General features: G+C 38.2%; 12 protein-coding genes. 3 read left to right on the forward strand and 9 right to left on the reverse strand.

The genetic code is table 11. From position 1 onward, the window contains the following. The first annotated feature begins 108 nt into the window (after positions 1-108). Genes rirA through ACFIMK_RS06670 form a run of 3 tightly spaced genes read left to right on the forward strand, consistent with a single transcriptional unit; the run spans position 109 to position 2252 of the window. Entirely contained in the window at positions 109-552 is a 444-nt protein-coding gene (rirA, locus tag ACFIMK_RS06660) for an iron-responsive transcriptional regulator RirA (RefSeq protein ID WP_375611276.1), read from the forward strand. 24 nt (positions 553-576) lie between these two features. Then, positions 577-1767 carry a bifunctional 2-C-methyl-D-erythritol 4-phosphate cytidylyltransferase/2-C-methyl-D-erythritol 2,4-cyclodiphosphate synthase gene (locus tag ACFIMK_RS06665; protein WP_375613044.1) on the forward strand — a complete coding sequence of 397 codons (1191 nt, stop codon included), beginning with the start codon at positions 577-579 and terminating at the stop codon, positions 1765-1767. Beyond that, positions 1764-2252 (forward strand): CinA family protein, encoded by a 489-nt coding sequence (locus ACFIMK_RS06670; protein ID WP_375628982.1) that lies wholly within the window; start codon positions 1764-1766, stop codon positions 2250-2252. The genes ACFIMK_RS06665 and ACFIMK_RS06670 overlap by 4 nt, the downstream gene beginning before the upstream one ends. A gap of 599 nt (positions 2253-2851) precedes the next feature. Here ACFIMK_RS06670 and ACFIMK_RS06675 read toward each other — a convergent pair. The 9 genes from ACFIMK_RS06675 to ACFIMK_RS06715 form a co-directional block, all read right to left on the reverse strand. Then, the gene (locus ACFIMK_RS06675) at positions 2852-3313 is read right to left on the reverse strand and encodes a type II toxin-antitoxin system RatA family toxin (protein ID WP_273791149.1); all 462 of its coding nucleotides are present in this window, start codon (positions 3311-3313) and stop codon (positions 2852-2854) included. A 2-nt stretch (positions 3314-3315) separates the two neighbouring features. Continuing rightward, on the reverse strand, positions 3316-4278 hold the full coding sequence (gene lipA, locus ACFIMK_RS06680; RefSeq protein ID WP_375612897.1) for a lipoyl synthase: 963 nt from the start codon (positions 4276-4278) through the stop codon (positions 3316-3318). 67 nt (positions 4279-4345) lie between these two features. Continuing rightward, positions 4346-5806 (reverse strand): dihydrolipoyl dehydrogenase, encoded by a 1461-nt coding sequence (gene lpdA, locus ACFIMK_RS06685; protein WP_375612898.1) that lies wholly within the window; start codon positions 5804-5806, stop codon positions 4346-4348. A 223-nt stretch (positions 5807-6029) separates the two neighbouring features. Then, entirely contained in the window at positions 6030-7373 is a 1344-nt protein-coding gene (locus ACFIMK_RS06690; protein WP_375612899.1) for a pyruvate dehydrogenase complex dihydrolipoamide acetyltransferase, read from the reverse strand. A 14-nt stretch (positions 7374-7387) separates the two neighbouring features. Next, a complete protein-coding gene (locus ACFIMK_RS06695; protein ID WP_375679130.1) occupies positions 7388-8755 on the reverse strand; it encodes a pyruvate dehydrogenase complex E1 component subunit beta in 1368 nt (455 codons plus the stop codon). A gap of 16 nt (positions 8756-8771) precedes the next feature. Continuing rightward, a complete protein-coding gene (pdhA, locus tag ACFIMK_RS06700; RefSeq protein WP_375611269.1) occupies positions 8772-9812 on the reverse strand; it encodes a pyruvate dehydrogenase (acetyl-transferring) E1 component subunit alpha in 1041 nt (346 codons plus the stop codon). 135 nt (positions 9813-9947) lie between these two features. After that, on the reverse strand, positions 9948-10259 hold the full coding sequence (locus ACFIMK_RS06705; protein ID WP_375648354.1) for a septum formation initiator family protein: 312 nt from the start codon (positions 10257-10259) through the stop codon (positions 9948-9950). A gap of 181 nt (positions 10260-10440) precedes the next feature. After that, complete coding sequence (locus ACFIMK_RS06710) at positions 10441-10872, reverse strand: hypothetical protein (protein ID WP_375622161.1); 432 nt, start codon at positions 10870-10872, stop codon at positions 10441-10443. 369 nt (positions 10873-11241) lie between these two features. After that, the gene (locus ACFIMK_RS06715; RefSeq protein ID WP_375620764.1) at positions 11242-11652 is read right to left on the reverse strand and encodes a TM2 domain-containing protein; all 411 of its coding nucleotides are present in this window, start codon (positions 11650-11652) and stop codon (positions 11242-11244) included. Between the last annotated feature and the right edge of the window lie 85 nt (positions 11653-11737).

An 11737-nucleotide genomic window follows, 5' to 3' on the forward strand; every position in this document is an offset into this window, starting at 1 on the left:
ATACTACATTTAAAATAGGCAAATATAGTCAACGAGAAAAAACTTCTACATTTTGCAAAATATCTTTAAAATAGACTGTGTTCGACGATACTTTACGAAGGAAATGAGATGCGATTAACAAAACAAACAAATTATGCTCTTCGAATGCTTATGTATTGTGCAGATAATCAGGGAACTCTCAGTCGTGTTCCAGAAATTGCTAAAGCATATGCCGTTTCAGAGCTTTTTTTATTTAAAATCCTTCAGCTGCTTGTTCAAGCAGGTTTTATACAAACAGTGCGTGGACGCAATGGTGGAGTTAGATTGGCTAAACCCGCAGCAGAAATTTCAGTCGCGGATGTTGTGAAAGTAACAGAAGACAACTTTTCCCTCGCAGAATGTTTCGATACTGCAGAACCAACTTGCCCCTTGTTTGATTTTTGTGGTTTAAATACCGCACTTCAAAAAGCATTAAATGCTTTTTTTGAGGTGTTATCCGTGATATCCCTTGCTGATCTACAACAACCATCCTTTCAAAATCATTTTAAAATTAATGACAAAAAAGCAAACTAAGATTATAATACAAGGAGATTAAGTATTTCTATTGCAGCAATAATATTAGCCGCTGGACGGGGTGAAAGAGCAGGATCTCCCCATAAAATTCCAAAACAATATCGGCTTCTAGGACAAAAGCCAATTATTTATCATACCGTGCATTGTTTTTTGCAGCATCCAGCTATCACAACAATTATTCTTGTTATTCATCCAGAAGATCGTCAAATCTGTGAACAAGCTATTGACGATTTTAAAGAGCGCCTTATTATCGTTGAAGGAGGCAATACACGTCAAATCTCTACCTTATATGGACTTCAGGCACTCAAAAAATTTGCCCCCCAATATGTGCATATTCATGATGGTGCACGCCCTTTTATCGAAAACAAGCTTCTTAATAACATTCACAACACTATCACGCCTCAAGAAGGTGTTCTTCCTGTTCTGCCCATCTCTGATACCCTTAAACGTATAAATAATCAGCATGTTTTAGAAACAATTCCCCGTACCCATCTTTATAGTGCACAAACTCCACAGTGTTTTCCCTTTGAACATATCTTAGCGGCCCATAAACAAGCAAAACAAGCTTGCAAACAAGAATTCACTGACGATTCTGCAATTGCCGAATGGTTTGGAATTCCTATGCGTACCGTTCCTGGAGATCCTAACAACATAAAAATTACATGGCATGAAGATTTTAATACTGCACATTTATATCTCCAAAAGAAAATGCAAATATTTCCTGATATTCGTACCGGCAATGGTTATGATGTTCACTCTTTTGAGGATGGTGATTTTCTTATATTATGTGGTATAAAAATCCCTTTTCATAAAAAATTAAATGGACACTCCGATGCGGATGTTGCTCTTCATGCATTAACAGATGCCCTTCTTGCAACTCAAGGTGCTGGAGATATCGGTACACATTTTCCTCCCTCTGATCCTCAATGGAAAAATGTATCATCAGAAATTTTTCTCCGTCATGCTCTTGATATTATAAAACAAGCAGGTGGTCGTATCGCCAATGTTGATATCACAATTATCGCTGAAAATCCTAAAATTAGTCCATATCGTCATGCCATGACAGAAAATCTTATAACAATACTTGCAATAACACCTGATCGTATCTCTATCAAAGCAACAACAAATGAAAGGCTTGGATTTATTGGTCGTGGTGAGGGAATTGCTGCTCTTGCAACAGTGAGCGTCCTTTATTCAGGAGAAATTCCCCAATGACATATCTTTGTGAAAAACAAGCACATGAAGTTCTTAATACCTTTCGCCAAAAAGGTTTGCTGTTAACAACTGTAGAGTCTTGTACAGGGGGACTCATTGCTGCATGCCTCACAAATATAGCAGGATCGTCAGATGTTCTCGATTGTGGATTTGTTGTTTATTCAAATGAATCTAAAACACGCCTTGTTGGCGTTTGTGCTGAACTTATAAAAACCTATGGTGCCGTTTCAAAAGAAGTTGCTCTTGCAATGGCTGAGGGTGGATTAAAACATTCACAAGCTGACATTGCAGTTTCTGTAACAGGAATTGCTGGTCCAGGAGGTGCAAGTCTTGATAAACCTGTAGGACTTGTGCATTGCGCAGTAGCTTATAAAAACCACTCCCCCCTGCACAAAGAAATGCACTTTGCTCATCTTAATCGCAATGCTATCCGCCATGCAACTGTTGAAAATGCTTTTAAAATGATTCTGGAATTGCTTCACTGAATTCCCCATACTAATTTCAAAATTCTTTATTCCCCATCGAGTCTATAATCGTCAACATCTTGAAAAAATTTTATTGTATCACAACTTGAAAATGAACGATCTGACTAGCCTAAAATTATCTCACTTTAGTCCTGTGTAGGTTGAATTAATCAAATTTATTCACTTACACGCCACAAGAGAAAAAACTGTATAAATAAAATGATTAATGAAAGGGAAACTTGTACCTCTCTCTCAAGTGCTAAGAGCTGGTACAACATCTTGAGAGATGGCAAATAAATGATACAGGAGAACTTCTTCATAAGTGTACAGATGTAGATTTTATATACTTTTACGAGAATCTATACTATTTATTATGAGCACTATTATGAAATGGGTATGACGCAAGCATGTTCTATTTGGGCGTTTTGTTTAACGAGTGTGCATCCATTAAAAAAGAGAGAAACAAAAGCATGAAACTGTGCATCATCTTCATCATTTAAAATGATATTCCCTCAATATGCTTTTGAAAGCTGAATTAAAAACAAATAGTAAAGATGGAAACCGGTTTTCACCTTCACGCTGTTTAAGCAATAGGTATTGTTAAAAAATAACAGAATAGACTATGTTACCGTAGAGCCATAAATCTGATGCGCACGCTTCTCAAAAGCCTCGGTAAATTTACGAAACGCAATATCAAACATTGAGCCCATCACTAATCCAAGCGTTTTACTTTTAAATTCATAATCAATAAAAAACTCTACATTACATGCATTGGTATTTTCAATATCATGAAAGGCCCAACGATTTTCAAGATATTTGAATGGACCATCAATATATTTAACTTCTATAAGACTTTTTTCCGGCTGAAGAAATACTTGAGTCGTAAAAGTTTCACGAATAATCTTATAGCCAACGGTCATATCCGCAAGAAGCAATATTTTTTTTCCATATTCTTTTCGAGAACGTATTATTAAAGACTCACACATTGGTAAAAATTCAGGATAACGCTCAATATCTGAAACCAGATCAAACATTTCACTGGCACTATGGGTGATCTGCCGATGTATTGTAAAAATCGGCATAATTATCTCTGTAAGGAAAATTTTTCATCACGCGCTTTTTGCAAAATGGCAAAATCATCTCCAGCATGATGAGATGAACGCGTTAGAGGATTGGAGGCCATATGTAAAAATCCTTTTACTTTACCAATCTTGGCAAAAGACTCAAATTCTTCAGGAGGCACAAAACGAACAACTGGATGATGTTTTCGTGTAGGCTGCAAATATTGTCCAATTGTCATAAAGTCAACATCAGCAGCGCGCAAATCATCCATCAATTGCAAAACTTCATTTCGCTCCTCCCCAAGGCCAACCATAATTCCCGATTTTGTAAAAATTGTTGGATCAAGTTCTTTAACACGTTGTAATAAACGAATTGAATGAAAATAACGTGCCCCTGGACGGACCTTCAAATATTTAGAAGGAACTGTTTCTAAGTTATGATTAAAAACATCAGGCTTAGCAGCAACAACAACTTCTAAAGCGCCATCCTTATGACGAAAATCAGGTGTAAGAACTTCAATTGTTGTTTTAGGAGTTTTTTGACGAATCGCATAAATAACTTTTGCAAAATGCTCAGCACCACCATCAGCAAGATCATCACGATCAACAGATGTAATGACAACATGTTTTAATTCCATCCGTGCAACAGCATCAGCGACACGTTCTGGCTCATTATCATCAACGGCAAGTGGAATACCTGTTGCAACGTTACAAAAAGCACAAGCACGCGTACATATTTCACCTAAAATCATAAAGCTAGCATGCCTCTGGCTCCAACATTCGCCAATATTAGGACAACCAGCTTCTTCACATACAGTCACTAACTTATGCGTACGTACAATACTATGTGTTTCCTTATAAATTGGTGATGTTGGCGCTTTTACACGAATCCAATCTGGCTTTTTTTGAACGCTTGTATCAGGACGATGTGCCTTTTCAGGATGACGCAATCGTCTATTTGCAACTCTATCAACAACCGTAACCATTTAAGCCTTTGCCTTATAAATACGAAGTAACAATCAAAAATATAAAATTTTTCATACAATCCAGTCATCAAGCGTTTAAAACTTGACCATAAGCATCTAATACACTTTCTTTCATCATTTCCGATAAGGTCGGATGTGGAAAGACAGTATGCATTAATTCTTCTTCTGTTGTTTCAAGATTCATAGCAATAACAAAACCCTGTATCAATTCTGTTACCTCAGCCCCTACCATATGGGCCCCGAGAAGCTGTCCTGTTTTTTTATCAAAAATCGTTTTTACTAACCCCTGATCTTCACCCAAAGCAATCGCCTTACCATTCGCAGCAAAAGAATAACGACCAATACGTATATCATAACCTGCTTCTTTTGCTGCCGCTTCTGAAAGCCCTACAGAGGCAACCTGTGGTGTACAATATGTACACCCTGGAATTTTTCTTTTATCAAGTGGATGAGCGCTTTTCAAACCTGCAAGATGCTCAATACATATCACACCTTCTTCTTCTGCTTTATGGGCCAACATAGGAGGGCCTGCTACATCACCAATAGCATAAATACCTTCCACCCCCGTCCAACTCCATTCATCAGTTACAATGCAGCCGCGATCGGTTTTTATTCCCAAAGCTTCTAAACCAAGATTCTCAATATTACCTTGCACCCCAACAGCGGAAATCAACCGGTCAACAGTCATTGACTCTATTTTACCTTGAACATCAATATGTACACTTACAGAATCGGAAGATTTTTCAACCTTTGTTACTTTTGCTTGACGAAGAATGCGTAAACCTTTTTTCTCTAACTGTTTACGAGCAAACGTTGAAATTTCAATATCTTCAGCAGGCATGATATGGGGCATCATTTCAACAACAGTTACTGTCGCCCCCATATCATGATAAAAAGAAGCAAATTCAATGCCAATAGCCCCAGACCCTATAACCAAAAGCGATTTTGGCATTGCTGGCGGTATCATAGCTTCAAAATAAGTCCAAATGAGTTTTCCATCTGGCTCAATACCAGGAAGGACACGAGGACGTGCGCCCGTTGCAATAATGATATGCTTTGCTTGATAAGTTCCCTCCCCTAACGTCCCTTTAGGGACTGGATTTTGCGGTTGCATAATCGGTTTGGAGGATGAAAAAACCATAATTTCCGCAGGAAGGCTTCCCTTTGCTTCTTTAGTAAGCTTTGCTTCACCCCAGATAATATCAATTTTGTTTTTTTTCATTAAAAAACCAACACCAGCATTTAAACGTGCTGAAACACCCCGTGAACGTGCCACAACATCTTTGATGTTTGCCTCAATTGAACCATTAATTTTTAATCCATAATTTGTCGCATGTTCAGCAAAATGTTTCATTTCCGCTGAACGTAGAAGGGCCTTTGTTGGAATACATCCCCAATTTAAACAGATCCCTCCCAAATGTTCACGTTCAACAATCGCAGTCTTAAAGCCACATTGTGCTGCACGAATTGCGGTTACATATCCGCCTGGACCTGATCCAATCACAATTACATCATAAAGATTTGCCACAGTAATTCCTCCATGGATATATATATAAAATGGATATGCATTTTTTGAACTTAAGACTGTAAAACAATATGAGAGAATTATCTTATGTCTTTGCTTTAAGCTTCACGTAAATGCTTTACCCAAACCAGAAATAGCAATACCTCTGCTCTTCAAACTCTTTAAATTTGTTTCTATTCTCTTAAATACACTCTCTCACAATTTACGTGAAGAACTGTTAAACAGTTCAAACCAACATTGCTAATGGATTTTCAATCATCTTCTTAAAAGTCCGCGCGAGCTCTGCTGCTAAAGCACCATCGACAGCACGATGATCCGCAGAAAGCGTAACTGACATAACTGTCGCAACAACTAATGCACCATTTTTAACAACGGCGCGTTGCTCCCCTGCACCAATCGCAAAAATCGTCGCATGCGGTGGATTAAGAATAGCCGAAAAACTTTTTATACCATACATCCCCATATTTGATACAGCTGTTGTTCCACCCTGATATTCTTCCATTTTTAACTTGCCCTCGCGCGCACGCTTTGCAAAATCCTTCATCTCTTTGGAAATAAGTGATAACGGCTTTTTCTCTGCATGGCGAATAATCGGTGTAATTAATCCATTGGGAATAGAAACAGCAACCCCAACATCACAATGTTTATGATGAAGCATCCCGCCTTCAAGCCAAGAAACATTCGCATCAGGAACCGCTTTCAAAGAAAGTGCAACAGCTTTGATCACCATATCATTAACAGAAAGCTTATAAGTAGGCTGAGTTTCTTCCTGCCCCTTAACCATTGGAGCAGCAGCATTTAGTTGTGTACGCAGTGCTAATAGCGCATCAAGTTCACAATCTACCGTTACATAGAAATGTGGGACTCTCTGTTTTGATTCCACCAAACGTGTCGCGATTGTTTTACGCATATTATTATGGGGAGCGAAGCTATATTCATCCTCTTTGAAGAGTTTCAATATCTGTTTGTCCGAAGCACCTGTAGCTATTAGCTCCCCTATCGATGATGAATAAGACACTTTAGACATATCGCTGCTCACAGCTTTTTCTACATCGCGCTTAATAATGCGCCCATGCGGACCACTTCCAGAAATAAGGGATAAATCAAGACCTGCCTGAGATGCTAATCGCCGCGCTAAGGGAGAGGCAAAAAGACGAGCTTCCTTTTTATCTTGCTGTATTAATTGCCCAGTTGATGATTCATGAGACATTTTTATTCCCTTTGAGTCCGTCTGTTTCAGAGAATCTGTCTGTTTGATGCCCTCTGGTTTTTGTCTTGTAGAAGAAGAGATTTCTTCTGCAACTTTTGCAGCTTCAGCTAAATCTTCACCTTCTTCTGCTAAAACAACAATTAAAGCATTTACTTTAACGCCTTGTGTTCCAGCAGGAACAACAATTTTAGCAACCCTACCTTCATCAACGGCTTCGACTTCCATTGTCGCTTTATCCGTCTCAATTTCAGCAATAACATCACCAGAGGAAACCTTATCTCCCTCCTTAATATTCCATTTTGTTAAATTTCCCTCTTCCATCGTAGGGGAAAGCGCTGGCATTGTAATTTTAATGGGCATTATGCTTTCCTCCGTTATGCTCTGTATGTCACAGCCTTAACGGCCTCAATAATTTCAGCAGTATTAGGCAAAGCCAACTTCTCAAGATTAGCGGCATAAGGCATCGGAACATCTTTGCCAGAAATCGTAGCAATTGGCGCATCAAGATAGTCAAAAGCCCGCTGCATAACACGCGTTGCTATTTCAGTTCCCACAGATGACTGAGGAAATCCCTCTTCAATTGTTACCAAACGACCTGTTTTTTTAACTGACGAAAGAATTGTTGGAAGATCCATCGGGCGAATGGTTCGTAAATCAATCAATTCAACATCAATACCAAGTTTTTCAATTTCTGGTAACGCTTGAACAGCATAATGCATCCCAATTCCACATGCAACAATCGTCACATCTTGTCCAGACTTATGAATACGTGCCTTACCAATAGGCAAAAGAAAATCATCCAGTTGAGGAACATCAAATTGATGCCCATACAAAATCTCATTTTCAAGGAAAATAACAGGATTATCATCACGAATAGCAGATTTCAGCAAACCTTTCGCATCTGCAGCACTATAAGGCATGACAACTTTCAGACCTGGTACATGACTATACCATGCAGCATAGCATTGAGAATGTTGAGCACCAACACGGGCAGCCGCACCATTGGGACCTCGGAAAACCATAGGAGCGGTCATTTGTCCACCAGACATATAACGTGTTTTGGCTGCTGAGTTAATAATTTGGTCCATCGCCTGCATCGCAAAATTAAAGGTCATAAACTCGACAATAGGACGTAACCCACCAAAAGCAGCCCCAACAGCCAGCCCAGCAAAGCCGTGCTCTGTAATTGGGGTATCAATAACTCGGCGTTCCCCGAACTCTTCCAACAAACCCTGACTAACCTTATAGGCACCTTGATATTGCGCGACTTCTTCCCCCATAAGAAAAACTGTTTCATCACGCCGCATTTCTTCAGCCAAAGCCTGATTAAGCGCTTCACGAACTGTCATTGTAACCATTTGTGTTCCCGCTGGAATATCAAAATTAAGAGATGTATCAAAAGTAGGAGCAGCCTGCGGAACTGACAAAGGTAGAGAAAGAGCAGATTCCTTAGGTTTTTGTGCTGTATCAGTAGGTTGCGAAATATCCTCAGCACGCTCACCTTCTTCTAACAAAATTGCAATAACAGTGTTAACCCTTACGCCTTCTGAACCTTCAGGCACAAAAATTTTACCAAGAGTACCTTCATCAACGGCCTCTACTTCCATTGTAGCCTTATCCGTTTCAATTTCAGCAATAACATCGCCAGAGCTAACCTTATCACCTTCTTTCTTGAGCCATTTAGACAGTTTACCTTCTTCCATAGTTGGTGAAAGCGCCGGCATCAAAATATCAATAGACATACTTGCTTCCCTCGCATCAAACTAAAATATCAGTATAGAGCTCAGAAGCATCTGGCTCTTGATCACTTTGTGCAAAATCTACCGCATCAGCAACAATTGCACGGACCTCTTTCTCAACAGATTTTAAATCGTCTTCGCTCGCCCAATTTTTTTTAAGAATCCGACTTTTTACTTGATCAATCGGATCGTGCTCCTCTTTTATTTTTTGGACTTCTTCCTTGGAACGATATTTTGCTGGATCAGACATGGAATGACCACGATAGCGATAGGTCTGCATATCAAGAATGATCGGTCCTTTACCTGAGCGTGCCCAAGAAATTGCTTCATCAGCAGCTCCTTTTACTGATCGAACATCCATACCGTCAACAACAATACCTGGAATTTCAAAAGAAAGACCGCGTCGGGAAAAATCAGTTTCTGCAGATGCACGTGAAACTGATGTTCCCATAGCATACTGATTGTTTTCAATAATATAAACAACGGGAAGCTTCCAAAGTGAAGCCATATTAAAACTCTCGTAAACCTGCCCCTGATTTGCAGCACCATCACCAAAATAAACCAATGTCACATTATCTTTACCAAGATATTGATTCGAAAATGCCAAACCTGAACCAATGGGAACCTGCGCACCAACAATACCATGTCCTCCATAAAAGTTCTTTTCTTTAGAGAACATATGCATCGAGCCACCTTTCCCTTTGGAAAAGCCACCTTGGCGCCCCGTTAATTCTGCCATGACACCACGCGGACTCATCCCAACCGCTAACATATGTCCATGATCACGGTAAGACGTAATAACCTGATCACCTTCTTTTGCCGCTTTCAATGTTCCTATAACAACGGCTTCCTGACCAATATAAAGGTGACAAAATCCCCCAATAAGCCCCATACCATAAAGTTGTCCTGCTTTTTCTTCAAAACGGCGAATTAAAAGCATTTCACGATAAGCATCAATTTCTTCTTCTTTTGTAAAATCTGCTATTGGTGCTTTCTTTGTGGTGCTTGATAATGCAGTGCGCGCCGCCGACGCAGAATTTTTTTTAAGTCGTTCTGCCATATTAAACTCCCTTTTATGATTATTTAGGAATAACCTTTACGAACAAAAGTTACAAGCCTTATCAATCGGCTTAAACAATATCATTGCTGATTGTTGTTTAAATTAAGCGATTTTTCATTTACCTTTGGTATCATTTCAAGGTATTAAGATTGTCAATTCATTTGGCTTAGAAAAGTTCAAATTCTTTCGGACATACTCATCCAACATATCTTTTTCTATATGCCCATTGCGTAAAAGAGAAATACGCTTTTCCATGAACATCCGCTCAGCTTCTATTTTATGAAGCTCCTTTTCTAATTCGCTAATATGCTGATTAACTTCACTGCGTGAATACAATCCATACTCACCATGATAAATGTGATAACTGAAATAGCTTAAGACTCCCACCGTCATAAGAGGTAGTACAAAGCGTACTTTGATTGATCGACGTTTCTGCTTTGTCCACATAAAATAGCACAGTCTTTACAGCACAAATTTCTTAATAATCAGCCCAACTATGCACGATTTTGATTAATACCTCATTACCAAATCTACACTAAATAATCTTATTATGTTCAATTCCCCCCCCTTAAGACAATCAAAGTAAGTTGAATGCCCCACTTTTTCTATTACAAATATTGGATATCCTCTAATTTGTAGATTTTTTCCCCAAATTTCCTGTTAAAATAAGGATAAAATCAATCAATACCCAAGGTATAATTATAAAAATAATCCCTATAAGCCCTATCCCCATAAATAGTAGACCTATTGTACTTAGTATAGTTATAAGAAGCATTACAATGCCTGTTATAATTTTACCAACCATAAAACGATGAATCCCCAATGCACCAAAACACATGCAAACGATCGCTAACAACATTTTTGATTGTTGTGGCTGCCCTGCTGACAAGATAGGAAAAACAGACTTAATGGTATCCCCTTCACAGACAAAATCAACCATATCACCAACCTTTGGTGGCTTTTTTCCTGACCAATTCCTACTCAAGAACTGATAACGCTTACCATCACCACCTGAAACGAAATAATTTCCTTGATCCTGACTAATAATTTTACCTTTCATCTTCACCACCTATAAAATTGTTATGCATAAAGAAGCTTTTCTTCTAATATGATAATATGTTGGATAAACCTCACGGCATGAATACGATCTGTACTCACCGTGATATACGACATTTTAAAAAGCTTAAAATCCCCCAACAACTTAAAATTCCCGCATTTATAAGTGGCAATACAAAGCACGCTGTTCGATTTGTACTTTTGCTTTTTATATGAAATAGTACATTCTTTTTCAATATTTTTATTTAAATATTCATAATTTTATTTAATATTTAACATTAAAGACATAGAATAAAATAACTTACATTATTAAATTAATATATTGATAAATATAAATAAAATTATTTGTTTATATTAAAATTTTGTCGAGTTGCTATAACTTGGTAATTTTATTGCCATCTGCATCTCTAAAATATCCAGATAAAATAACTATAAAATCAATAAATGACCACAGTATATTGATAAGAATTCCTATACCTGTTACATTTATGAGAAGCATTACGATACCCGTTCCAATTTTACCAGCCATAAAGCGGTGAATACCCAACCATCCCAAAAAAAAACAAATAACTGCCAGACCTAATCTTGATTGCTCTGATTCTTTTTGACTTAAGAGAGGGAGAACAGATTTAACAACATTATCTTCATATACAAAATCAACAATATCCCCTATACTCGGCGGTTTTTTTCCTAACCAATTCCAATCCTCAAATTGATAACGCTTATCATCACCTCCCGAAACGAGATAAACTCCTTGATCTTGACCAATAATTTTACCCTTCATCCTTGCCCACCTATAAAGCTGCTCCTTATGTGTTATTCATAAAGAAACTATTTCTTTTTATAATATGCTGATTAACCTCACGGCG

This window comes from Bartonella sp. AP280QHHD (genome assembly GCF_042196125.1).
Classification (GTDB): Bacteria; Pseudomonadota; Alphaproteobacteria; order Rhizobiales; family Rhizobiaceae; genus Bartonella.